The organism is Flavobacterium sp. 5 (genome assembly GCF_002813295.1).
GTDB lineage: Bacteria > Bacteroidota > Bacteroidia > Flavobacteriales > Flavobacteriaceae > Flavobacterium.
Genome location: NZ_PHUE01000001.1, coordinates 3,875,739 through 3,902,506, shown reverse-complemented (window position 1 = coordinate 3,902,506; position 26,768 = coordinate 3,875,739). Strand labels below are relative to the sequence as shown.

General features: G+C 33.5%; 15 protein-coding genes. All 15 read right to left on the bottom strand.

All coding sequences use genetic code 11. From position 1 onward, the window contains the following. Positions 1-2: 2 nt before the first annotated feature. Positions 3-860 carry a carboxylating nicotinate-nucleotide diphosphorylase gene (nadC, locus tag CLU82_RS16315; RefSeq protein WP_100844089.1) on the bottom strand — a complete coding sequence of 286 codons (858 nt, stop codon included), beginning with the start codon at positions 858-860 and terminating at the stop codon, positions 3-5. 245 nt (positions 861-1,105) lie between these two features. Then, a complete protein-coding gene (locus CLU82_RS16310; RefSeq protein ID WP_100844088.1) occupies positions 1,106-2,482 on the bottom strand; it encodes a M28 family peptidase in 1,377 nt (458 codons plus the stop codon). A 162-nt stretch (positions 2,483-2,644) separates the two neighbouring features. Next, a complete protein-coding gene (locus CLU82_RS16305; protein WP_100844087.1) occupies positions 2,645-4,744 on the bottom strand; it encodes a glycoside hydrolase family 97 protein in 2,100 nt (699 codons plus the stop codon). Positions 4,745-4,996: 252 nt separating this feature from the next. After that, complete coding sequence (locus tag CLU82_RS16300; RefSeq protein WP_100844086.1) at positions 4,997-6,919, bottom strand: discoidin domain-containing protein; 1,923 nt, start codon at positions 6,917-6,919, stop codon at positions 4,997-4,999. A 132-nt stretch (positions 6,920-7,051) separates the two neighbouring features. After that, complete coding sequence (gene bglX, locus CLU82_RS16295) at positions 7,052-9,352, bottom strand: beta-glucosidase BglX (protein ID WP_100844085.1); 2,301 nt, start codon at positions 9,350-9,352, stop codon at positions 7,052-7,054. A 10-nt stretch (positions 9,353-9,362) separates the two neighbouring features. Continuing rightward, on the bottom strand, positions 9,363-10,076 hold the full coding sequence (locus tag CLU82_RS16290; RefSeq protein ID WP_100845061.1) for a prolyl oligopeptidase family serine peptidase: 714 nt from the start codon (positions 10,074-10,076) through the stop codon (positions 9,363-9,365). 6 nt (positions 10,077-10,082) lie between these two features. Continuing rightward, positions 10,083-11,435 (bottom strand): glucoamylase family protein, encoded by a 1,353-nt coding sequence (locus CLU82_RS16285; protein WP_100844084.1) that lies wholly within the window; start codon positions 11,433-11,435, stop codon positions 10,083-10,085. 92 nt (positions 11,436-11,527) lie between these two features. After that, positions 11,528-12,388, bottom strand: coding sequence for a LamG domain-containing protein (locus tag CLU82_RS16280; protein ID WP_100844083.1), 861 nt, complete (start codon positions 12,386-12,388; stop codon positions 11,528-11,530). Positions 12,389-12,407: 19 nt separating this feature from the next. Continuing rightward, positions 12,408-13,892, bottom strand: a complete 1,485-nt coding sequence (locus CLU82_RS16275) for a RagB/SusD family nutrient uptake outer membrane protein (RefSeq protein ID WP_232735259.1) — start codon at positions 13,890-13,892, stop codon at positions 12,408-12,410. An 18-nt stretch (positions 13,893-13,910) separates the two neighbouring features. Continuing rightward, a complete protein-coding gene (locus CLU82_RS16270) occupies positions 13,911-16,895 on the bottom strand; it encodes a TonB-dependent receptor (protein ID WP_100845059.1) in 2,985 nt (994 codons plus the stop codon). A gap of 242 nt (positions 16,896-17,137) precedes the next feature. Beyond that, positions 17,138-19,885 carry a histidine kinase gene (locus tag CLU82_RS16265; protein ID WP_100845058.1) on the bottom strand — a complete coding sequence of 916 codons (2,748 nt, stop codon included), beginning with the start codon at positions 19,883-19,885 and terminating at the stop codon, positions 17,138-17,140. A gap of 109 nt (positions 19,886-19,994) precedes the next feature. Continuing rightward, positions 19,995-21,191 (bottom strand): acetate/propionate family kinase, encoded by a 1,197-nt coding sequence (locus CLU82_RS16260; RefSeq protein WP_100844082.1) that lies wholly within the window; start codon positions 21,189-21,191, stop codon positions 19,995-19,997. Positions 21,192-21,291: 100 nt separating this feature from the next. Continuing rightward, positions 21,292-23,385, bottom strand: a complete 2,094-nt coding sequence (gene pta / locus CLU82_RS16255) for a phosphate acetyltransferase (protein WP_100844081.1) — start codon at positions 23,383-23,385, stop codon at positions 21,292-21,294. 113 nt (positions 23,386-23,498) lie between these two features. Continuing rightward, positions 23,499-24,569, bottom strand: coding sequence for a magnesium/cobalt transporter CorA (corA, locus tag CLU82_RS16250; RefSeq protein WP_100844080.1), 1,071 nt, complete (start codon positions 24,567-24,569; stop codon positions 23,499-23,501). 144 nt (positions 24,570-24,713) lie between these two features. Beyond that, positions 24,714-26,597 (bottom strand): molecular chaperone DnaK, encoded by a 1,884-nt coding sequence (gene dnaK, locus CLU82_RS16245; protein ID WP_100844079.1) that lies wholly within the window; start codon positions 26,595-26,597, stop codon positions 24,714-24,716. Positions 26,598-26,768 lie beyond the last annotated feature (171 nt).

Genomic DNA, 26,768 nt, shown 5'->3' with positions numbered 1-26,768 from the left:
TTTTAAATTGCTTTTAGGCTTAAATCCATGTTGTAAATAGAATGTGTTAATGCCCCTGATGAGATATAATCTACACCACACTCTGCATAATTACGCATGGTTTCTTCATTTATATTTCCAGAAGATTCGGTTTGGCATTTGTCGCCGATTAAAGCTACTGCAGTTCTGGTGTCTTGGTAATTGAAGTTATCAATTAATATCCTGTGGACTCCTTCGCTTTTTAAAATTTCTTTGATTTCTTCGAGATCTCTGGCTTCGACGATAATCTTTAAATCTAAATTGTTTTGTTTAAGATAGGTTTGCGTTTTAGCAATTGCTAAAGTAATTCCTCCTGCAAAATCAATGTGATTATCTTTTAGCATCACCATATCATATAATGCAAAACGATGATTTTCTCCGCCTCCAATTGTTACGGCCCACTTTTCTGCTACGCGGAATCCTGGAGTTGTTTTTCGGGTATCTAATACTTTTGTATTAGTTCCTTTTAATAACTGTACATAACTATTTGTTTTGGTTGCAATGGCACTCATGCGTTGCATAGAATTTAGCACTACTCTTTCGGATTTTAAAATAGATTGAGAGCTTCCTGATACATGAAATACAACATCGCCTTTTTTGACTGTTGCTCCATCTTCAATAAAGGTTTCTATTTGCATATTGGGATCTACGTATTTGAATATCATTTTTGCGAGGGATACTCCTGCGATAATACCGTCTTCTTTTACCAATAATTTTGCTTTACCCATTGCGTTTGCTGGTATACAGGCTAATGAACTGTAATCACCTGTCCCTACATCTTCTCTGATAGCGTTTGCAATCAATATCTTTATTTCGTTTTGAAACTGCTCTTCAGTAATCATATTTTAATCTTTAATTATGATGCTAAAATAAGATTTATTTTATGCATTAAAAAGTAAGTGTGCTCGAAAAGTTTGGATTTTACTATTTATATCTAAATTGTATATTGATATAGTCTTTTTGCGGAAGCGAGATTTCCTTTTGCGGAAGCGGAAATAACTCGAATACATTTATTAGTTAAAGAAAACCTGTAAAGATTTAAAATCCATACAGGTTCAATTGTTTAGTTCTTGTTGATTGTAAAAAACTAGTCTATATCATTTTGATCTATCATATAAATTAGTGCGGTCATCGTTGCTGCTCCAAGTTCTAACTCTCTTTTATTTATAGCCTCAAATTTATCGTTTGCCGCATGGTGGTAATCAAAATAACGCTGTGAATCTGGTTTCAAACCTACTTTTACAATTTCTGGAGAGGTTAATGGTCCTATGTCTGAACCTGAATGCCCTTTTGTAAAACTGTGAATTAAATACGGTTCGAATAAGGGTTTCCATTTTGAGATTTTATCAAAATTAGCATCATCACACTCTAAAGAAAATCCTCTTGGGGTAAAACCTCCTTCGTCGCTTTCTAGGGCAAAGATGTGTTTTTCATTATTAGCTTTAGCTAATTCTTCGTACTTATTTCCTCCTCTTAGTCCGTTTTCTTCGTTCATAAAAAGAACTACTCGAAGGGTGTTTTTGGGTTTGTAATTTAGATTTTTAAAAACATTCATTACTTCCATACTTTGCACTACTCCTGCTCCATCGTCATGAGAACCATCTGCTAAGTCCCATGAATCAAGGTGTCCTCCTACGACCATAATGTTTTCTGGATGTTCTGTTCCTTTTATTTCTCCGACTACATTATATGACAATGCATCTGGTAAGGTTTGGCAAGATTGTTTAAAATAGAATTTTAAATTAGGGTTTGTTTTTAAAGTTTTGCTCAGCAATTCTGCTCCATTGGTACTAATGGCGGCTGTTGGAATGTATTTATCTTTTGAAATATCACCATAACTTTGACCACCTGCATGTGGGTAATCATCTAATTTTAGATTCATTGAGCGTACAATTGTACCTACTGCTCCTAGGTTTGAAGCTTCTTGAGCGCCTGCATATCGTTGATCTACTGCGCCAGAGTATGCATCGAAAGCATCAATCTCGGCGTTGTTCATGGGTCTATTGTAGAATACTATTTTTCCTTTTATTTTATCTGCTCCTAAACTTTTTAATTCATTGAAACTATGAACTTCGATCACTTGGGCAGCTAAGTCATTTTGGGGTGTAGCGATAGAGCCTCCCAAAGCGCAAATTGGTACTTTGATTTTGGTTTTATTGTCTTGGATGTAAGCTGTTTCTTTTTCGCCACGAACCCAATGTGGCACCATTACTTCTTGTAGATATACTTTATCAAAGCCTAATGTTTCCATTTGTTTTTTGGTATACTCAACTGCTTTTTGAGCACCGGTGGAGCCTGATAATCTAGCTCCTACATCATTTGAAAGATGATCTAACCAAGAATAACATTTTGAGTTTGTTAGTGTCGAATTGTAGATTTCCTTAAAAAATTGCTGGTCTTTATTTTGTGCAAGTACTGCAATAGTATTTACAAGAAATAGAGATAAAAATAGATTTCTTTTCATTTTGAGTTAGTATGAATTTATATTCGTTTTATTGGCTTCGCAATTTCGAGATTATAAAGCAGAATTCATATTAAAATAACAAAAAAATCCTGCTACTTTTTGAGTGTAGCAGGATTTTTATATTATTATAAATCAATGATTTAAAAAATTATTCTATTCGCATTATTTAATAGGTTCGAAACTAATAGCTGTTCCTCCGCCAGGAGCTAAAACTAAGTTTAGTTTTGATTTATTTGTAACCTCAACAGTTCTTATTTTGTATGCCATTGGGTTATTTTTCCAATCGGCATCTTTGGCATCTTCATAAATAATAGCTTTATATTTTTGGCCTTTGTTAAGAAAATCTAATGCTATTTCTGTTTTTCTAGCGTTTTCATCGGTGATTGCTCCAAGGAACCATGTTTCTTTTCCTTTGGTTTTTCTGGCAATTGTAACATAATCTCCTGGCTCGGCTTCGAGGATTTTGGTATCGTCCCAATCTAAAGCTACGTCTTTGATGAATTGAAAAGCATCCATCCTTTTTTCATAGCTTTCTGGCAAATCGGCAGCCATTTGCAAAGGAGAATATATGGTAACGTACAAGGCTAATTGTTTTGCTAAAGTAGTGTGTACTTGTTCTGTTTTACTCTTATCGTAATAGCTCATTTTAATTTCGAAGATACCAGGAGTATAATCCATTGGTCCTCCAAGAAGTCTTGTAAATGGTAAGATTGTTTCATGACTAGGCTGATTACCTATACTCCAACCATTGAATTCATTACCACGAGCAGCTTCGGCAGCAATGTAATTTGGATAGGTACGACTATACCCTGTAGGTCGAGAGGATTCATGCGAATTAAGTAATATTTTATAATCTGCAGCACGTCTGGCCACAAAGTTGAAGTGATTTACCATGGTTTGTCCGTCATGAAATTCGCCACGAGGAATAATTCTGCCTACATAACCAGTTTTTACAGCTGGATAATCATATTTTTTCATCAAATCGAAAGCACGGTCTAAATGACGTTCATAATTAGCTACAGAACCTGAAGTTTCATTATGCATAATCATTTTTACATTTTTTTGTTTGGCATAAGCTGAAACTTCAGCCAAATTGAAATCAGGATAAGGTGTTGTAAAGTCAAATACTTCCTCTTTCCAGTTACCCATCCAATCTTCCCAACCTACATTCCAACCTTCTACTAAAACGCCATCAAAACCATTTTTGGAGGCAAAATCTATGTATCGTTTGGTGTTCTCGGTAGTAGCTCCGTGTTTTCCTGTTGGTAATAATTCATTGGTAGCGCTATTCTGTGCGTTTTTTGAACCTGCATAGTCCCAAGTTGATACTCCAACGTGCATTTCCCACCAAACGCCAATATATTTCATTGGTTTTATATATGAAACATCATCCAGTTTACAAGGCTCATTTAAGTTTAAAATCATTTGTGATCCAATAATGTCACGAGCGTCTTTGCTAATCATAATCGTTCTCCAAGGTGATACACAAGGTGCCTGCAAGTAGGCTTTATCACCTATTGCATTTGGAACTAATTGTGATGTTAATTTAAAATTGGTAACATCTACATTCAAGTGCATTACTGGATAATTGACAACAGCAGCTTCGAATATATTTACATATAATCCTGAAGGCGATTTTAACATTAAAGGGGCTTGAACTCTGCTTTTTCCTAGATCTGTAGTTACTCCAATTCCAGAGTTTTTGTCTAATTTAGTATTATCAATTTCTGAAAGCTTGGTTTGGCTATATGGATATTCATTGGAATCAAAATCACCCGGAATCCAGAAGGCTTTATAATCTTCGGTTAAGTTGAAATGAGTGTCTTCATCTGAAATAATGAAATAATTTAGGTTGTCTTGTTTTGGAAAATCATATCTGAAAGCAACTCCCTCATCATACACTTTAAAGATAATATTCATTTTTACATTGGTCTCTTTTTGAACTAGAGCAATAGTAAGTTCATTATAATGATTTACAATGGATGCTTTTTGTCCTAAAACAGGCTTCCAAGATTCATTGAAAGTAGTATTTTTTGAAGACTGAATTTCGAAATTACTATTAAGAGCTGGTTTGTCTTTGAGTTTTATACCCAAAGAACTTTCTGAAATAACGGGTTTACCATTGTAATTTACCGAATAGGAAGGTTGTCCATTATTTGCTAATTTAAAATTGACCTCAAGGGCATTGGATGGTGATTTTACACTTTGCGCATGAACTAGATTCAAGGCAAAAATAAAGATCATTGAAAATAAAGATTTCATTTGGCTATTTGTTTTATTGAACCTACAAATTTATTAAAAACCTACGCTAAACCCTATTGTGTGGATACAAATAATACAGATTAATTTTTACCACAAATTCCACAAATTAGCACAAATTTGGATATGCTAAATGAATTATCGTGACTATTTTGACCTATATGCTTGTGCTAATTTGTAGAATATGAGGTTGATTTTATAGTTATGTCCACACGGTAGGGTTTAGAATAGGTTTCTAAAAAATATCTGTAAATATTATTGGACTACATTATTCTTGATTCTTGGTCCGACACCACTTTCATTAAAAGGTTCAATGGTAAAATAATACTTTGTTCCTTTGTCTAGTCCTCTAAAATCATAAGAGTTCTCTCCGTAGACCATTATGCTGTTGTACAATTTATCAGGAGCAATTCCGTAATAAATTGAATACCCAATTGCATCAGATTGTTTTTTCCAAGAAATGATTGCGTTACGAGAATCGGAGGCATTTCTTTTTACTTTAAAATCAACGACTGCTTTGGGTTTTTCAGCTAATCCATTTCCGAAGACTCTAAAATCTGAAACGGCAAACAAACCAGAAGCATTATGAATATTGACCATTTTTATGTAACGAGCGGTAATCGAATTTGTTAACTCAACATAATCATGAGGCACGTCTTTATCATTGTTTGATTTATCTACTACTAATGTCCAATTTTGAGCATCGTCTGACATATAGATTTTATACTGATAATAAATGTCCATTGCTTTATTGTACTGAGTTGCCTTATGATCTGCATAATTGACTTGTAACGCTTTAATTTCCATCTTTCTACCTAAATCAAGCTGTAGCCACTCGCCAGGTTTATCGGTCGTTGCAGACCAATAGGTTTGAATGTTTTCATCGGTTAAATTTGAAGCATTATAGCAGATTTTTTCATACACTTTTTTGCCTCCATTATCCATTCTGTGGGTTTCAACATCTTTGCATTCCTCAGAAGAAGAAACTGTTACAGGCTTTTTATAAGAAAGCAACATCCAACCCGAAGAAGCTCCTTTTGTTTGATCTCGTTGCGCTGTTGGCAATACAATTGGAAAATCTCCATACGCTGTAATAGAATACATAACATCATCTTTATCAAATCCAGCTGGGAACATATTAATTCTTCGTTCGAAACGGTCTTTTATAGAGATTTTACAGGTTCCAGTATTCCAATAATTACCATAATTATCGGCAAAAGTATTTCCGTGTCCAGCCCCAATTACAAAACCTCCTGGCTTATATGACATCGGATTGTGTTTTTGATACACAAAGGGTCCTAAGGGATTATTACCTACATGAACACCATTTGCATAACCTTTGAATTCGGTTGCTGGCGCCCCATATTGCATATAATATTTCCCGTTGTGCTTGGTCATCCAAGCTCCTTCAATAAAATTCCCCCAAGGAGCAGGTTCCATATCATTATTAGGTCCGAAACGTTCCCAACCATGTGTTGCAGGATCTAGACCAACTACTGCTTTTGCTTCGCCATACGGATGCTGAATATCTTCTACTTCGGTTGCTGTATATAGTTTTGCATAATCCTCCTGATTCCCTTTTGGAAGCCATGTTTTGTAGTCAACCTCTACACCTACAAGTGGTAATTTTCCGCTTGATCCGTAGTACATATATACTTTTTTATCATCGTCCTGAAAAATAGCAGGGTCCCAAGTAGGCAACATTGCTGTGTTTACGTGTCTTGTCCATCTTCCAGATTTTGGGTCTGCAGTCTTCCAAATTGGATGGTCTTTTTTCCAAGTTGAACCTACGTAAAATAAAGTATCATTAACAACCCACGCAGCAGGTGCACACTGATCATCATCGCCAGGATTGCGTTGAAAGCTTCCATACACAAATTTCCAGTCAGACATATCTTTACTCCAAAAAAATCCAGCCTGATTGGTTGCAAACAAGTAATACTCTCCGTTATAGGTAATGATTACAGGATCTGCGCTGGAACGACGGGATTCGGGAATACCATTATGATTTTGAGTGGTATAATTGTACCCTATGTTTATTGGATTACAATAGGTTGTTGCTGGTTTATTAGGATCAAACCAATTTGTTTTTCCAGTAATAGTACTGTTTTGCGCTGCTATATTAGTAGTAACTCCAATTAAGAAAAACAAAACTATTATCGAATATCGTTTATACATTTTCTTTTATTTAAATTAATAAATTTTAAATTTTATAGGATATTAAAAAATTAAAAAAATCGGCAAATTATGATTAAAAAAAGCCCTTCGTCTAACCAAAAACGAAGGGCAAAAAAACATAACTAACCAAATTTAATTTACTAAATTGAAATTAACTTTCTTGTCTGCATTTGAGTTTCCACCAACAAAAGCCTCAAAGAGTCCAGGCTCAGCAACAAACTTCAAATCAGAATTATAAAACTTCAAATCTTCTACGGTGATATCAAATGTTACGGATTGCTTTTCTCCTTTTTTAAGAGTTATCTTTTGAAATCCTTTCAATTCTCTAACCGGTCTGGTTACAGATCCTATAACGTCTCTTATATACAATTGAACGGTTTCTTTACCATCATAATTTCCAGTATTAGCAACCTCGACACTAACAGTTACTTTTCCGCTTGCATTCATTTTATCAGACGAAATTTTCACGTTTGAATACTCAAAATTGGTATAACTCAATCCATAACCAAAAGGGAATAATGGATCGTTTCTTTCATCTATATAATTAGATCTGAATTTTTCAAATTTACCCTCAGTGTTTTCCAAAGGTCTCCCTGTATTTTTATGAGCATAATAGATTGGCACTTGACCAACACTTCTAGGGAAAGTAGTCGTTAATTTCCCTGAAGGGTTTACATCACCAAACAAAACATCGGCGATAGCATAACCTGCTTCACTACCAGCAAACCAAACATTCAAAATAGCTGGAACAGTCGAATTTTCATCATTTAATACTAATGGACGACCATCAAACAAAACAAGAATCACAGGCTTTCCAGTTTTCAATAAAGCGTTTAATAAATCCTTTTGTGCTTGTGGAATTTCTAAATTAGTACGGCTGCTACACTCACCACTCATTTCAGCAGATTCACCAAGTGCAGCTACAATAACATCTGCTTGGTTGGCTACCTTTAATGCTTCGGCTATCATTTCTTCTTTAGGACGATTATCTCTGTTCAAGGTTTTACCAAACATTGTTGCTTTTGTTTCAAAAGCTTCATCATAATCCAGATTACTACCTTTAGCATAAAGAACTTTAGTCGATTTTCCTGCCACTTCCTGGATTCCTGCTAATAATGAAATACATTTATCTCCAACAGTCGCTACACTCCAAGTTCCTGACATATTGTTTTTTGCATCCGCCAATGGTCCGATAAGTGCAATAGTTCCTGATTTTTTTAAGGGTAATACTTGATTCTGATTTTTTAATAAAACTAATGATTGAGTTGCTGTTTTTCTAGCTTCGTCTCTACTAGCAGCAGTGAAAATTTCATTTTTTGCTCTGTTACTATCACAATATTTATATGGATCTTCGAATAATCCTAAATCGTATTTAGCATTTAAAATAAGTGTTACCGCATTATTGATTTGCTCTATGGTCACTTTCTTTTCATCTAATGATTTTTTTAAAGTTGTTAAGAATCCTTCGCCCACCATATCCATTTCGACTCCAGCATTCAAAGACAATGCTGATACATCTTGCAAATCTCCCATACCATGTTCTATCATTTCAGGAATGCCAGTAAAATCAGTAACTACAAAACCTTTGAAACCCCATTGTTTTCTTAAAACATCTGTCATCAACCATTTATTTCCGGTTGCCGGAATTCCATCAACTTCATTAAAAGAAGCCATAACCGATCCTACTCCTGCATCAACAGCTGCTTTATAAGGAGGAAAATAATCATTGAACATTCTGATATGACTCATATCTACTGTATTGTAATCACGTCCTGCTTCTGGCGCTCCATATAAAGCAAAATGCTTAACACATGCCAAAATAGTATTGTTTTTAGAAAGGTCATGTTGTTGGTATCCGTTTACCATTGCTTTGGCTATTTGACTTCCTAAGTATGGATCTTCTCCAGAACCTTCAGAAATTCTTCCCCAACGTGGGTCGCGAGAAATATCAACCATAGGAGAAAAAGTCCAATTTATTCCGTCGGCACTCGCTTCCTGCGCAGCAATTTGAGCACTTCTTTCGATTAGTTTCATGTCCCAAGTACAAGATAATCCAAGAGGAATTGGAAAAGTAGTTTCATAACCATGAATTACATCCATCCCAAAAATTAGAGGAATTTTTAAACGACTTTTTTCAACTGCTATTTGCTGTACGTCTCTTATTTTTTGAACTGATTTAATATTAAATAAACCACCAACCTTTCCTTCTTCAATTTTTTTGGCTACACCTGAGCTATTGGCTTGACCCGTAGTAATATCTCCAGAAGTGGGTAAATTTAATTGTCCTAATTTTTCATCCAAAGTCATTTTTGATAACAACTCGGCTACAAATTCAGCTTTTGGTTTTATTTTTACGGTACTTTTAGTGCTCTTTTTTTGAGCGTAACCCAAAACAGCACATCCTAAAAAAAGTAAGACTAATGTATTTTTCATTCTATAAATTTTATTTATTTGTATTCACTTTTACCTGTTTAAACATCCAGTCATAAATTTCTGGGTTGTCATAAACTCTTGTCCAACTATCGTGACCCGCATCGTCAAAAATGGTCAATTGAACATCCTTTGCATTACATTTTTTAAGCTCTTTGTAAACAGAAATAGCGTAATCTACCTTTACTACATCATCCAATAAACCATGAAAAATTCGAGTTGGGATATTGGCTATTTTACAAGCGCCATCTAACTGAATTAAATCAACAAATCCCGAAATAGGCACAATTGCTGCAAACATATCAGGATATGAAAGAGCCAAATTCCAAGCTGCCCAACCTCCAGAACTTAAACCTGTAACATAAATTCTATTTGAATCTATATTGTTTTCTTTTTGAATTTTTACAATCAATTGAAAAATTGACTCAATATTCCAATTTTCATCTTCTTTGCATTGTGGAGCTAAAACGTAAGCGTCTAGTTCATTAGTTTTTAAATACTTTAACGGTCCATGAATTTTTACTCTTTCAAGGTCAGTTCCTTTTTCACCATCTCCAGAAATAAAAACTATTAGTGGCTTTTTATCTTTTGTATTAGCAGGCTTGTGCAATACATATCCTAATTCATACTTAATTTCAACAACCGTTTTTATTTTTCCAGTAGTTTCGCTTTGCGAAAAACCAAATACAGAAAACAACAGTATCAATAGCGTTATTTTAAATTTCATTTGCATTTAAAATCCATATTTCCCTGAATGAAATCCAAGATTTGTTAATCCTTGTTTTATCTCAGGAGCATTCATGAATAACTTCCACAATAAACCGGTTCGATAGTTCTCAATCATTGGCGCTATGGTTCCCTGATCTATTGCTAAATAACGAGGGGTAACCCAATTATAATGTGGCGAAAAAGCATCATAAGGCCCTGCAATTCCAATATATTTTGCTTTATTTTCATCGTATAAATAATGTAAAAACTTCATGCTTTCGCTTGGTGTATATGGAAAAGAAGATAGTGCCGCCGTTGGAGTAATTACTCCTAAATCATTGTCAGTATCATGAGCAGAATACCCTGTTGTTCCATCAGTATTTCGAGAATAACTCGCTGTGAGACCCCAACATTTTTCCGAATAGCCTTTCCATTTTTTGGGATTATCAATGCAATACTTATTAATAATTTTTGCTTGATTTTGAGTTAATTCCCAATAATTTGCATACTTATCCGATAATTGTGAAGGATCTAATCCTAGATAAGAATATTGCGCCCAAAACAAGGGACCTGCATTACCACTAACAGTATTGTATTTGAATACTAAAGGAATTCCGTATTGTGTCTTTGTTGTTACAATAGTTCCGTTTCGCGTCCAACCTTCATGATAAGCAGCTACAGGAATTGGATGAGTCGTAGAAGAAGCACCAAGAATGTAAGCAATTAAACACTCATTATATCCTTCTAATTTGAATTTCATTTCCCATTGATAGGTAGGTGACCAATGCCAATACATTGCATTTTCTCCGTTGGTATACCAGCTCCATTCTACTCCTTTCCAAAGTTTATCTGCTTTGTCTGATAATGCCTTTTCCTGAGTATTTCCATTTTTAAAATATTCACGCACTGCAATCAAACCTTGAGACAAGAAAGCTGTTTCGACTATATCTCCACCGTCATCTTTATTGCCAAAAGAAATGGCTTTTCCGGTAGTTCCATCCATCCAATGTGCCCAAGCTCCGTGAAAACGATCTGCTTTTTCTAAAAAGTCCATAGCTGTAGTCATTCGTGTAACGGCTTCGGCTCTTGGAATAAAACCTCTTTCTACTCCAACAATCAAAGACATTAACCCAAAACCTGAACCTCCAGTAGTTACTTTGTTAGCCTCGAACCCAGGATCCTCTGTGTGATAGCGTTCCCTTCCTAATTTAGAGTTAGGTTCTGCATAATCCCAAAAATATTTTATAGCATCTTTTTGAACTTGATCTAAAACCTCAGTATCGGTCAGAATTTCTTTTACAGGTTCCTCTGTCTTTTCTTTTTTAGAATCACAAGAGATAAAAAAAACAGATAGAAACAGAATTATTAAATTCTTCATATTTAATCGTTTTTGTATGATAAAAAACATTTATTTAAAAATAGTCCACGATTGTGAATGTATCGTGGACTATTTATTTTAAAATTATAATCTTATTCTTTATTAGTGTACAAAGCCATTACTTCATCAGCAGTAAGAGCAGTTGCATACATACGGAATTGATCTAACCCCCCCTTCCAATAAGAAGCTAACCAATTATCCCCTGAATCATTTTGTGCTTGAGGACCACTTCCAATTCGTAATCCTGTGATTTTAGAATTGTCTAAATTAACATCTCCGTGTGTACCCCAAGTTACCGTACTTACAGCGGTGCCATCTTTGTAAAATGTTAGTCCGGAAGTAGTAGCGTCATAAACAAAAGCACAATGATGCCATGCATTATCTAAGAGACCTTCAACAGAATTAGCCCCTTCCCAGGTTAAAAAAGTATCTGCCATATTAGCATCAACAAGAACAAATTTAACAGCAGCTGCAGTTGGTGTTGGTGCAGCATCAAAGAGGAGAAACATTGTTCCACTTGACCAATGCCCATTAGACGAAGGCAAACTAAAGATTTCTTCAGCACCTGGATTATCACCGTTTTTAGTCTGTCCATCATGCTTTTCCCAAAAAGAAATGGTAAAACTTTTAGCTGTTGAACCAAAATCATTTGGTTTTGGATACGCTATAAATTTGTCTTGAACACCTTCGGCTGCATTACCTGAAATACCTGAAATAGTACTAAAAGGATTATCAGTTGGGAATGTAGCTTTAATATTATCAACGGCAATCAGCAAAGGATTTGTTGAAGTTGCATCAAAATTCACATAAAATTTAAGAGGTCCTCCTGGTGGATTTTCATCTACCGGATAATCACCCAATGCTGGTCTGTCCATCTCTTGACATCCAAAAAAAGCCAAAGACAACAATCCTATTACCAAGGATTTTCTAAAAATAGAAATCATATTTATCATAATTATATTTTTTTAGATATTAATAATTTGGATTTTGTACTAAAACCCCACCAAATTGGTCGATAGCCGTTTGAGGAATTGGATACCACTTGTTTTTGTCTTGATAACCTAATCCTCCCAAAGTATTAACAGCATCGCCCCAACGAACTAAATCGTAAAAACGCTCTCCTTCCATTGCAAACTCAATTCTTCTTTCATGTTTAATTGCTGTACGCAAAATCGATTGGCTGCCTGAAACAGGAGGTAAAACTCCTGGATTATTTCCTCTGGCTCTTGCTCTCACCATCTCTAAATAATCCCCAGCAGCAGCAGTATTTCCTAATTCATTAGCAGCCTCCGCAGCCATCAAAAGTACATCAGCATAACGAAGTATTTTGATGTTAATCCAATGGTTTTTATTTTCACCAAAATTTTGTCTCACACTAAGCGTTGTGTAAGCTTTTTTATTCCAGTAAGCTTGGTCTAAAGGCGGTTTTGTTGGTAAAATTAAACCAGTTCCATCGTCTTGTCCTGAATACAAAATAGTAGCCAGTCTTCTTGGGTCATTAGTTTCATAAGCTCCTATTAAATTATCATTAGGAACATTTAAACCAAAACCTAAATCCCATGAACCTGAACCTCTTACACCTTGAGATTCCCAATAGTTATTTGAATAATTTATTCCTCCCTGACGTAAAAATTGAATTTCAAAAACAGCTTCGGGTGAATTATCACCTCCTTCTTTAAATAAATCAGCGTATGAGGTATACAATGAATATTGGCCTGAATCAATCACTTCCTGAGATTTTTCTAAAGATTTAGCCCAATTTCCTTGATATAAATATAATTTTGCCAATAAAGTGTTAGCAAATCCTTTAGTTGCTCGTCCTGGGTAAGCAGGCCAACTCAAAGGTAAATGTTCTGCTGCAAAAGTTAAATCGTTAATGATTTGTACATCTACTTCGGCAACTGTACTTTTAGGCTTTATTCCATCACTAGGTTTTACGATTTTATTAGTAACAATTGGCACTTCACCATAATCTCTACGCAAATCAAAATAAAGAAATGCTCGTATTACCATTGCTTCAGCTTTATTTATCAAACTCCCCTCATCTGATACTCCCGCAGTATCAACGGCATCAATCAAATCATTACATGCATATATCACTTTATAATGACCATTCCAGTTATTCGTATTCATAAAATGAGTAGTCGTATATTGATACTTTTCAAAATAAGGATCAAAATTCTGTGTGTCAGATGCATTACTACCTGTAATAGCATCGTCAGACCGAACTGACTCAAAGAAATATCTGCACCAATCTGTAACTCCATCGGAAGTACGAATTTGCCCATATAATCCAAAAGCTTTTTCCTCAAATCCACCCGCCTTAATATCGCCATCTGCTGCAGTTCCTAATGGCCTTCTATCCAAAAACTCAGCATCATCACATGAATTAAGTAAAGGCAATACCAACAATACTATTAGAAAATATTTTATATTTTTATATTTTATACTTTTCATAATCTATTTATATTTAATTTAAAAAGTTACATTTAATCCAATTGAAATAACTCTTGCCACAGGATAACCACCATTATCAACACCAAACTTAGTTGGTGTTCCACCAATATCAGGAGTAAATCCAGACGCTTTTGTCCATGTATATAGATTTTGTGCGTTTAAATACAATCGCAAATTTTGTATACTTGCTTTTTCAAGTAATTCAGAATTAAAAGTATATCCAAATTGTATATTTCTTAATCTAAGATAACTACCATCTTCAATCATATAAGTAGAAGCTAATTGATTGTATGATGAACCATCATTTGCTCTTGGCTCCCAATTAGAGGTACCTGCGCCAGTCCAACGATCCAATCTGTCTGTTCTATAGTTAAGTTGAGCAAAAGTAGATCCATTACCCCAATCTCTATAAATTTCATTGCCATAAACTCCAGCAAAATCTATAGAAAATGAAAAGTTTTTATAATTAAGACCAGCAGAAAAACCATAAGAAACATCTGGAGTAGGATTACCAATTACTGATCTGTCTGCAGGTGTAATACTTCCGTCTCCGTTAATATCTTTGTATTTTAAATCACCCGGTCCATAACCTCCTAAAGTACTTGGAGGAGAAGACAATACATCGGCATATGATTGATACAATCCTTCAACTGTATATCCGTAAAATGATCCAATTGGTTCTCCTGCGGTCAAAATAGATGGACCATCAAAAACCTCAAAACCATCAGTATAAACAGATATAACTTTGTTTTCAATTGTAGAAAAATTACCGCTCAGCGAATAATTCCAATTGTCATTAATCTTATCATTCCAGGAAGTACTGAATTCTAAACCTTTATTTTCAATTTTTCCTGAATTAGCATAAAATTGTGTGCTTCCTAAATCAACATATGTCAATAAGTCATCTGTTGTTTTATTATATACTGTAGCTTCAAGTTTTAGCCTATTTGTTAACATTGTTGCCTCAATTCCAACTTCATAAGAAGTAACAGTTTCCCATTGTAAATCAGGATTATTAATATATGCCAACGTATAAGCAGGAACCAACGATTCTCCAAATACACCCGACTCTCCATTTTTATAATTAGGATATGTCGGATAATGAACCGCAGTATATTGATTTCCTAAAGTCCCATAAGATCCTTTAAGTTTTAGGTTGTCAAATGTTTTTTGGTCTTTCATAAACTTCTCTTTAGTGATATCCCATGCAGCACCTACAGTCCAGAAATTTTGCCATTTTCTTAACTCCGAAGAACCGTCTCTACGAAAAGAAGCATTTAAGATATACCTTCCATCATAGTTGTACAGTAAACGAGTAAAATAAGATACACTTGCACGATCCCATTCGTCAGAATAAGCAAATTTGGTTGAAGGATCACCATAAGGATATGTATTTACATACCAAAATCTAGGATCGTGAGGAATTGGATCCCCCTTCGGATATTGTTTTACTTGCCCTGATAATTGCGAATAGTATTGATAATTTCGATTATATCCTCCTAAAAGTGTAAAATTATGATTACCTAATGCTTTTGTATAAGTCAACAAAAAATCCTCTTGTGTTTTTTTGTCATCAGTCTTTAATTGATCTACCTGTGTTAATGCAAGACTTCTATAAAGTGTTGGTTGACTGGTTTCATTATCCCACACATTATAAACAGGGGCATATTTTCTTTCATCTTTATTACCTAAATCAGCAGAAAAAGAAGCTCTGAATTTAAAATCTTTTAAAAATTTTATTTCTGCAAAAACGCTCCCTATAAATCTAAATTCACTTGCCAGAGAAGTGCCATTGGCTACTCCATCTACATCAAGCAATGGATTTCCAACTTGAGCCCCCCCTATTTCAGATGGCAATTGATTATATAATCCCTCTTCTGCATTGTATGGTTCAACTATTGGAGTTGCCTGCAGAGTTCGTATAAAATCATGCAACTGAGGCAATTTAGAATTAGAACCTCCTAAATTCACACCTATTTTTATCGCATCACTCAAATTTAATTCATCATTAACATTGAATGTAAATCTTTTATACTCTTCATTTTTTATTAGTCCTTCATCTTCCGTATAACCAGCTCCAACATATAATTTGTTGTGTTCAGTCCCGTTCGTAACACTAATATTATGCGTAATAATAGTTGCCCCTTTATTTTTTATTGCGTCTAACCAATCAGTATCAGCATTATATAAATTATAGTAACTATAAGGAGCTAATCCTTGATTTGCTCTTTGCTCATCATATAATGTTTTAAATTGTGAAGCATTGGTCATTGAAGGCTCTCCTGTAATATCTTTCATTCCTAAACTTGTAGAATAATTGATAGTAGTTTTACCTTCTTTTGCTCTTTTGGTCGATACAACAATAACACCATTTGCACCGCGGGCACCAAAAATTGCCAAAGAAGAGGCATCTTTTAGAATCTCCATCGATTCTATATCATTGGGATTTACAAAATCAATATTATCTGTCCAAAGACCATCAACTACATAAAGTGGTTGTGTTTGATATCTACTCGCAGTACCTCTGATACGTACATCTAATGGTTGACCTGGTTTTCCAGTATCAACAACAGAAAGCCCAGCTACTTTACCTTGTATAGAAGATACTGGATTGGTATTAGGCTTGTCTGCAACATCTTTGCCTGTTACTTTTACGCTTGAACCAGTCAAGTCTTTCTTCTTGGCAGTACCATACCCAATTACAACTACCTCGTCTAATTTGGTATCTTTTGCTTCTTTCAGCATTACTGTCATCGGCGTAGAAGCTGCAGGAATAGAAACTCCTTCAAAACCTATTAAACTTATTTTTAATATATCACCTTCTTTGGCTTTAATATTAAAGTTTCCATCAATATCAGTTTCAGATGAAACATTTCCAGAAACAATAAAAGCTCCTGGTATTCCAAGTCCTGTCTGATCCAATACTTTCCCTGTAATTACTTGACCAGACATATAAGCTGGAAGTAGAATGAGTGCTAAAAAGCTAAAAATAAAATTTCTCATAGGTTTGTTAAACATTTTAGTTAGTGTAGCTAAATTAGCTAATTACAACGTTGTAGTAACTAAAACAAGACTACTACATGAATACATCAAACCGTGATTTTATTTTTTTAAACCCTTGTTTTAAAGGAATTAACAAAGATTATGAAGTGTCACATCCATGAGTAATGATGTAACAATGATGTGTTATTATTCCATAAAAAAAATATTAAAAAAGTATATTATTGGTAAAAAAATAGCCACTTTTATATTGATAATAAAAACTTAGAAAGCATTTCTTCTTGATGTAGACCCAATTTTTTCCTTAAACGATAGCGATGTAGCTCTACTCCTCTGAAAGAAATATTCATCATAGGAGCAATTTCTTTGGAAGAAAGATTCATTTTGAGATACACACAGAGCTTAATATCCTTTGAAGTTAGATTTGGATATTTCTTTGAAAGGGCTATAATAAATTCATTATTAATTTGATTTAGATTCGTTTCAAAAATCTCCCACTCATGTTTATTAACTGCATTAATTTTTATAGCTTTTTTGATTTCGCTTTTTAGTTTATTGAAATCGGATTCTGTATCCAATATCTTTTGAATATTTTCAATCATTTCACTTTGTTTTGCAATAGAAAGTGATTTACCCGCTACTTCCGAAGATTTTGATTGTAATTCCAGTTCCAGAATGTGTTTTTCATATTCCTGGCTATTTAATTCATTTTCGGCTTTCAGTTCCATTTCCAGAATTTCTCTTTGATGCTTTAATTCTTCTTCTTGTAATTTAAGTTTTTGAATATATTTTATCTTATTCCATTTATAATAAAGATACAAGATAAGCCCAACCACAATAAGATAAACGAGTATCATCCAAATTGAATAATACCAAGCATTAGCTACAACAAATTGAAAACTGGTTATTTTGTTATAATGTAAGCCATCATTATTATAGATGGTAACATCATGAGAACCGCTGTTAAGGTTATTCAAAAGTATCAAACCTTCTTTTATGGGAATAAACTCTTTTTTACCGTTTATTCTGTAAAATAAATCAGGTTTCGAAGCTCCATAAATACCCGATATAACATTAATTCTTAACTCTGAATTGTGCTTGATTTTTGAATTATTTTCAACCAAAATATCATTATTGAAAGCTTCAATTTTTACATTAGTTTTCTCTTTAGTATTATATTTTAAATCCAATGATATAAAACCATCATCAAGATTCAATAAATAATTGTTTTTATCTTTAAATACTTTCAGGTTATCATTAATGATTTTTCCTTTATAGTATTTCTCCTGAATACTATTTCTAATAAATTTAGATCCCTGAGCATAAATATGATACAAAAGTCCGTCCTGAAGTACCATAAAATGATTCTCATCGATAGAGACAATATTCGATACGTTTTTAAAATTCTCATTAAACAATTGATTCAACTCCAGTTCATTCGTAAAGGAGTTATATGTGTACCATGAATTATTAATCAAAAAAAGAATTTCATTCCTAAACTCAAATATTTTAACACCAAAATCATTGTTTATTTTACTGCGTTGGGTCACATTATCAACTTTTTTAGTTTCATAGGCATCATTATATAAAATACGATACAAACCTCTATTAATATCTGCTGCCCAAATTTCATTTTTCCTGTTTTGAGCAAGATATTTTATTGGTTTCAATAATCCTTTTATTGCAACCTTTTGTTTTAAATTATTAGGATCATCATAAATTATAATTCCGCTGTAAGTAGCTTGCAAATATGAATTATTGATCCCGCTCTTTGATAAGTTCCAACCTCCATTAATATCGCTCAATTTACTAAACTGACCGTTTTTATAAATAAAAGTCCCTTCATTATGGCCAATAAGATATTGATCGTTTATTTTACTGATAACCCAAGCTTGTCCTTGAGTGCTGGGAATTAAAGAAAGTTCTTTTTCTTCATATTTAAAGACTCCATGATTGGAAGCCATCAAGTATCCTTTTGGAGTGCTTGCTACCGAATATACTGACCCTAAAATTCCAGAACTATCATAAAATATTGAAATTGGAGAATTAACCTCAATATGAGCAATTCCATTATCGAGACCCAACCATAAATCATTCTCTTTATCCTGTCCAATACTTAAAATAGAATTATTCATTAGGACATTATTTCGATTAATATTCTTACAAGCGCCATCAATCAAATCCAAAATATAAACCCCTTTATTTGCTGTACCAACAATCAACTTATCATTTTTGATAAATTGAGCAACATTTATATTAGCCGATTTCAAAATCTCATTTAAACCATTTTTCCAAGGAGTCAAAATATTATTTTCAAAGACATAAACCCCATGCTTTTTGGTAAAAAAATAGGTTTTCCCTTGATATTTCTGAATGGAATGAATCACATTTTTCTCTAAAAGAGACAATCCATCTACTTTCTCAATCTCTCCATTATTTAGTCTGTAAATTCCTTTTTCGACTGAAGCAATAAATATTTGACTATCAACAACAAAACAATAAGAAATTAAAAAAGGGATTTTTTTTTCTTTTATAACTTTTCCATCAAAAATGAAGATCCCATTAAAGGACTGAAAATAAATTTTGTTATTAAACTTAAATATCTTCCATATTTCATCATTATTATTCTTTTCATCAAAGACTTTCTTTTCTTTCGAAATAGAGACATAATGCATCTTGGCATTTTTTCGGTACCAATAGCCAAACTCCTGATAAGAACCCGAATAAATCTTATCACCATCAACCATTATCGATCGAATTATTGTTTTATTGGGTAATGTGTATTTTTCCCATTTTACACCATCATATCGCAATAAATAGTTATTATTGGCAAAATACATGGCATTGTCTTTCCCTTGAACTACATTCCAAATTTGATTATCACCCTGATAATTTGATTTGCTGTAATTTTCAACAAAAGGAAGCAACTCTTGAGCCGCAAGATGTAGAGATATAAAACTAAAAATAAATATATAGAGAAGTTTGGCTTTCAAAATATGAAGTTTTTTTATCAAATATAATTACAATTCTTCAATTAAAACCACAAAAAAAGCCTCTGAATACAGAAGCTTTAATTGAACGTTTATTTTATTTTATTTTATTTTAATTCAAAAGCAAACCATATACCTGATTCGCAATTTCAATTTCCTCATCGGTAGGAACAACCAAAATTTTTGCTTTCGATTGAGGAAGATTGATTTCTCTAATTTCTTTAGAACGAATTTCATTTTTAGTATCATCTAATTCAATTCCAAAAAACTCCATATCAGTACTCACTAGTTTTCTAATCTCAGCCGAATTTTCTCCAATTCCAGCAGTAAAAACAATAGCATCCAAACCATTTAAAGCCGCTGCATAGGAACCAATATATTTTTTGATTCGATACGCATTCATTTCTAAAGCCAATTGACAATCTTTATTTCCTTTTTCGGCATTTGATTGAATATCTCTCAAATCGCTATATCCTGTTAAACCAAGCATTCCGCTTTGTTTTTGCAATAAAGTACTAACTTCATCTACAGTATAATTTAATGCTTTCATCATATAAAACAAAACAGATGGATCAATATCACCGCTTCGAGTTCCCATAATCAATCCGCTAATTGGTGTAAAGCCCATTGAGGTATCAATACATTTCCCATCTTTCACAGCGGTAATGCTACAGCCATTACCCAAATGCACAGTGATTATATTTCTATGAGGTTTATTTAATGATTTCAGATATTGAATTGCCTTTTCTGAAACGTATTTATGAGAAGTTCCATGAAAGCCATATACTCTAAGTTTATTTTCTGCTAAAAAATGAGTAGGAATAGCATATTTATAAGCTAATTCAGGCATTGTCTGATGAAAAGCAGTATCAAAAACAGCTATTTGTTTGGCTTCAACAAAAATTTCTTCCGCAACAATAATTCCTTGAAGATGTGCTGGATTGTGCAAAGGAGCTATATCACATAATTTTCTTATTTCTTCTTTAACTTCTGGAGTAATCAAAGTTGGATCAGAAAAAGAGCTTCCACCATGCACCACTCTGTGCCCTACGGCTTCAATTTCTTTAGTGCTTTTTATAACTCCATTATCTTCATCCATTAATAATTGGGCTATTTTATTAAGCCCAATTTTATGATTGGCAATTGGAAGAATTTCCTCTATTTTGATAGCTTTGGTCACATAAGTAAAATTGGAGGTCTCCAACCCTATTCTGTCAATCATTCCAGAACAAATCACTTCGCCTGCAGGCATTTCAATTAATTGATATTTTATAGAAGAACTCCCTGAGTTTATAATTACTACTTTCATATTTTATTTTTTAAAGATTCTAAGTTTCTATGAATCTGAGTTTTTATTTTGAGTCACTAAGACCCTATATTTTTATTTTCAAATCTTAGGAACTTTTTTTTTACAATCCCTGTGCCTGAATAGCTGTAATGACAACCGTGTTTATAATATCATCAATTGTACAACCACGACTTAAGTCATTTACAGGTTTATTCAATCCTTGTAGCATTGGTCCAATTGCCAATGCCCCTGTTTCTCTTTGAACGGCTTTATAGGTATTATTTCCTGTATTCAAATCAGGGAAAATTAATACACTAGCGTGACCTGCAACCTCTGAATTTGGCATTTTACTTTGTCCTACTTCCAAATCGACTGCAGCATCGTATTGAATTGGTCCTTCAATTTTCAAATCAGGACGTTTTTGTTTCACTATCTCAGTTGCAGCTCTCACTTTATCAACCTCATCTCCTTTTCCAGAGGAACCAGAAGAGTACGACAACATTGCAATTTTAGGTTCAATTCCGAAGCCAATACTGGAATCAGCAGATGAAATAGCTATTTCTGCCAATTGTTCAGCCGTAGGATTTGGATTAATAGCACAATCCCCAAAAATAGAAACACGATCCTCTAGACACATGAAAAATATAGAGGAAACTACAGAGGAGTTTGGCTTGGTTTTAATAAATTGTAACGCTGGTAAAATAGTATGTTGAGTCGTATGTGCAGCACCAGAAACCATTCCATCTGCATGTCCTTTATACACCATCATAGTACCAAAATAAGAGACATCTTCCATCAAATCCCTTGCCATACCAAGTGTTACATTTTTGGCTTTTCTCAGTTCATAATACGTATTTACATAATCCTCATATAACTCAGATTCTATTGGATTTATAATGGGAATTCTTGAAAAATCAAACTCCAAGCCTAATTCAGCCACTTTACTTTCAATTTGTTTTTTATTTCCAATAATTGATAAATCAACAACATCCATGGCTTGCAAACGCGCAGCTGCTATGATAATTCTTTCATCATTTCCTTCGGGTAAAACAATGTGCTTTCTATGTGCTTTAGCTCTCTTTACCAAGTTATATTGAAACATTTTAGGCGTCATTCCTTCAGCCTCAAAAGCATTAAACTTATCTATTAAAACATCTAAATCAACATATTTATCAAATGTATTAATAGATGTCTCAATTTTTTGGAGATTATCAGGGTAGATTTTAGATTTAATGCCTCCAATTTTATTTGCAATATGATAAGTTCCTCCTTCAACAGTAATGATTGGCACTACAGAAGAAAGCCCTTCTATTAACTTCATAATACTATCTTCTGGAGTGATATTACCAGTCAATACAATTCCTGAAACTGCAGGGTAATTGGCAGATTCATTTGCCTGTAATGCTCCCAGAATAATATCGGCTCTGTCGCCTGGAGTGATAATAAGTCCATTCTCTTTAAGATGCAATAAATAATTGCATAATTGCATTGCTCCAATACTATAGCTTCCAATCTGATTATTCAAATATTCATGTCCAAATAATATTTCAGCATCCAGCATCTCTACTATTTCATGTATTGTGGGATTGTTTAAGCTTCCTATCAAAGGTATTGAATTGATCAGAATTGATGATGGCAAGCTTTTTTGTAAACTAGTAGTTACCAGCTCAATATTTTCTGGCTGTACTTTATTGGCAATTACAGCTAATACTTCCACCTCTTTAATTTTAAATGAATTATATGCTAAATTTAAATTATCGATTAATTCATCTAGAGTTTTTCCTTCTCCAGAACCAACAATTATAGTAGGAACACCTAGATTTTTAGCAATCAAAACATTCATATCCAATTCTATAACAGTACCTTCTCCTGTAAAACTAGTTCCTTCAACCAAAATAAAATCAAATCGATCTTCTAATTGTTTGTATTTTTCAATAATTAAATCAACTACCTCACCTAATTTACCATTATTTTTTTTCTTGATTAATTTACTCTTGGTAATAGCATATGCATCTTCGTATTTAATATCTAAATCAAAATATGAAATAACCGTCTCAATGTGTGTATCTTTTTTTCCTTCTTCATTATCTTCAATAATAGGTCTAAAATAACCTACTTTTGCAGTCCTTCCCAAAAGCATTCTCAATAATCCTAAAGTAATTATTGTCTTGCCGCAATTCTCTTCAATAGTTGCGATATATATAGCTTTTTTCATATTATAAATTTTATATTTTGATATTTTATATTATTTGCAAAATTAGAAGTTTAATTTCCTTATAAATATGACCAAAATCAGTTTTAAATGATAAAGTTAATTATCAGATACGATTAAAACCAATTTCTTTTTTTAAAATAAATAACCATTCCAATTACGGTCAAAAACATAAAACCTATGACATAATAATAACCATTTTCAAATCTCAATTCAGGCATATTATCAAAATTCATCCCGTAAACTCCAACAATAAAAGTCAGCGGAATAAAAACAGCCGAAATAACAGTCAAGGTTTTCATAATCTCATTCATTTTGTGCGATTGTGCAGCAAAAAAGAAATTAGAGGCGCTTTCTAATGAACCCATATCCGATTCAATTTGCTCCAAAAGTTCTAAACATTTTTGGTGTAAACGGGCAAAAAAACTAAAATTATCCGATTCAATTTCATCAAAAACAGTATCCTCCTGAATACTTTTAATATCATACAAAGAATCTCGAAGCGGAATAATAGAACGTTTTAAGAAATTAAAATTATCTCTGTGCTTTTCAATTTTTTCCAAGATGATAGGGTCCGCACTATTTTTAGCACAATCAATCAATTCTTCTATTTTATCCTCTTCAGCCTCTAGTGTTATGTAGAAATTTCCAATAATTGCATCCAGTAAAATATACAATAAATAATCTGATTTCTTAGTTCGAACGATTCCTGAATTGGTTCGGATACGTTCTCTTATGTGAGTAAAAAAATCACTTCTTTTTTCCTGAAAAGAAATTAGAATTCCTTTTTTTAACAAAAAACTAATTTGTTCAACCCGAATATTATCTGAACTTTCTGAAGGTAAAATCGATTTTATATTAAAAAACAAAACCTCTCTTTCCTCTTCCAATTTGGTTCTTTTGCTTGTATTTAAAATATCAGCCAACATAAAGTTGTTAATATCAAAATATTCAGCAACATCTTTAAGCAAATCAACATCACTTAATCCATGAATATTCAACCAATTGTTCTTACTTAAATCAATGTGTTTTTCTAAATTATCAATGGTACCATTCTCATATTCAGCAACCGTACAATCATCATAAACAAACAATTGCATTTCAATCTCTTTGTCTTTGTGCAGACCTGTATATTCGAGACTATAGGGCTGTAGGCGTTTCCCTTTCTTGTATTTAATCTTTCTCATAAACTATTTTGTATAGTAATATTACAAAAAAAATCAATACTATTAAATCGAAATTTGGTTTTGAAATTGTTAATTATTTGATTTATTCCACAAAAAAACCGAGCCATTTCTGACTCGGTTTTAATTTATAAACTAAAAAGTAAATTATTTTACTTCTTCGAATTCAACGTCTTCAACATTGTCTCCTTGAGATTGAGCTTGTGGCTCAGAAGCAGCTTGACCTTGTTCTCCTTGAGCATACATAGCTTCTGTAGCTGTTTTCCAAGCTGCATTGATGTTGTCAAGAGCAGTTTGAATAGCTGGAATGTCTTGAGATTGGTGAGCCATTCTCAATTCAGTCAAAGCGTACTCGATAGCTACTTTATTATCATCAGATAATTTAGCTCCAAGTTCTTTCAATTGAGACTCAGTTTGGAAGATCATTCCGTCTGCTTCGTTCAATTTTTCAGCTTTTTCTCTAGCGATTTTGTCATACTCAGCGTTAGCTTCAGCATCTTTTTTCATTTTCTCGATTTCATCAGCTGTTAATCCAGAAGAAGCTTCGATACGGATATCGTGAGATTTTCCAGTTCCTTTATCAGTTGCAGAAACTTTGATGATACCATTAGCATCAATATCAAAAGTTACTTCAATTTGAGGAACTCCTCTTGGTGCTGGTGGAATACCATCTAAGTTGAAACGACCGATAGTTTTGTTATCTACAGCCATTGCTCTAGCTCCTTGCAATACGTGCAATTCAACTGTTGGTTGAGAATCTGCAGCAGTAGAGAATACTTGAGATTTTTTAGTTGGAATAGTAGTATTAGACTCAATTAAGATAGTCATAACTCCACCCATAGTTTCGATACCTAAAGATAAAGGTGTAACGTCTAATAACAATACATCTTTTACATCTCCAGAAAGAACTCCACCTTGAATAGCTGCTCCAATTGCAACAACCTCATCAGGGTTAACTCCTTTAGACGCTTTTTTACCGAAGAATTTTTCAACTTCGTCAGCGATTCTTGGCATACGAGTAGAACCTCCAACCAAGATAACTTCGTCAATATCAGAAACAGTTAAACCTGCATCTTTTAATGCTTTAGCAACTGGCTCCATAGAACGTTTTACTAAAGAATCAGTTAATTTTTCAAATTGAGCTCTAGTTAATTTTTTAACTAAGTGTTTTGGTCCTGAAGCTGTAGCAGTTACGTAAGGTAAGTTGATTTCAGTTTCAGCAGAAGATGACAATTCAATTTTAGCTTTTTCAGCAGCTTCTTTAATACGTTGTAATGACATTGGGTCAAGACGTAAATCGATACCTTCTTCAGCTTTAAATTCGTCAGCTAACCAGTCAATAATTTCGTGGTCAAAATCATCTCCTCCAAGGTGAGTATCACCATTTGTAGACAATACTTCGAATACACCGTCTCCTAATTCAAGAACAGAGATATCAAAAGTACCTCCACCTAAATCGTAAACAGCAATTTTTTGATCAGTTCCTTTTTTATCTAATCCGTAAGCAAGTGCAGCTGCAGTTGGCTCATTGATGATACGCATAACTTTAAGACCAGCAATCTCTCCAGCTTCTTTCGTAGCTTGACGTTGTGCATCATTAAAGTAAGCAGGAACAGTAATAACCGCTTCAGTAACTGTTTGACCTAAATAGTCTTCAGCAGTTTTTTTCATTTTTTGAAGTGTCATAGCTGACAATTCTTGAGCAGAGTACAAACGACCATCAATGTCAACACGTGGTGTATTGTTATCTCCTTTTACAACTGAATAAGAAACTCTTTTTGCTTCATTTGTAGTTTCAGCAAAAGTGTGACCCATAAAACGTTTGATAGAAGCAATAGTCTTAGTTGGATTAGTTACTGCTTGTCTTTTAGCAGGATCTCCCACTTTAATCTCTCCACCTTCAACAAAAGCGATGATAGATGGTGTAGTTCTTTTTCCTTCTGCATTAGGAATAACAACTGCTTCATTACCTTCCATTACAGAAACACAAGAGTTTGTAGTACCTAAATCAATTCCGATTATTTTACCCATTTTTAATATATTTAATTTTTATTGTATACTCGATTTAATAACTCGAGATGCAATAGTCAATCTTTATGCCAAGATAAAGAAATACGAATAAATTGTCAGTTTATACTAAAATTGACCAAAAACAATATGACAACATGACATTTTAAAACCCTGACATCTCATTTCAATTGT

Excerpts from the sequence above, each read along its gene's own strand:
- nadC (WP_100844089.1), bottom strand. The coding sequence starts at position 860 with ATGATTACTGAAGAGCAGTTTCAAAACGAAATAAAGATATTGATTGCA.
- CLU82_RS16310 (WP_100844088.1), bottom strand. The coding sequence starts at position 2,482 with ATGAAAAGAAATCTATTTTTATCTCTATTTCTTGTAAATACTATTGCA.
- CLU82_RS16305 (WP_100844087.1), bottom strand. The coding sequence starts at position 4,744 with ATGAAATCTTTATTTTCAATGATCTTTATTTTTGCCTTGAATCTAGTT.
- CLU82_RS16300 (WP_100844086.1), bottom strand. The coding sequence starts at position 6,919 with ATGTATAAACGATATTCGATAATAGTTTTGTTTTTCTTAATTGGAGTT.
- bglX (WP_100844085.1), bottom strand. The coding sequence starts at position 9,352 with ATGAAAAATACATTAGTCTTACTTTTTTTAGGATGTGCTGTTTTGGGT.
- CLU82_RS16290 (WP_100845061.1), bottom strand. The coding sequence starts at position 10,076 with ATGAAATTTAAAATAACGCTATTGATACTGTTGTTTTCTGTATTTGGT.
- CLU82_RS16285 (WP_100844084.1), bottom strand. The coding sequence starts at position 11,435 with ATGAAGAATTTAATAATTCTGTTTCTATCTGTTTTTTTTATCTCTTGT.
- CLU82_RS16280 (WP_100844083.1), bottom strand. The coding sequence starts at position 12,388 with ATGATAAATATGATTTCTATTTTTAGAAAATCCTTGGTAATAGGATTG.
- CLU82_RS16275 (WP_232735259.1), bottom strand. The coding sequence starts at position 13,892 with ATGAAAAGTATAAAATATAAAAATATAAAATATTTTCTAATAGTATTG.
- CLU82_RS16270 (WP_100845059.1), bottom strand. The coding sequence starts at position 16,895 with ATGAGAAATTTTATTTTTAGCTTTTTAGCACTCATTCTACTTCCAGCT.
- CLU82_RS16260 (WP_100844082.1), bottom strand. The coding sequence starts at position 21,191 with ATGAAAGTAGTAATTATAAACTCAGGGAGTTCTTCTATAAAATATCAA.
- pta (WP_100844081.1), bottom strand. The coding sequence starts at position 23,385 with ATGAAAAAAGCTATATATATCGCAACTATTGAAGAGAATTGCGGCAAG.
- corA (WP_100844080.1), bottom strand. The coding sequence starts at position 24,569 with ATGAGAAAGATTAAATACAAGAAAGGGAAACGCCTACAGCCCTATAGT.
- dnaK (WP_100844079.1), bottom strand. The coding sequence starts at position 26,597 with ATGGGTAAAATAATCGGAATTGATTTAGGTACTACAAACTCTTGTGTT.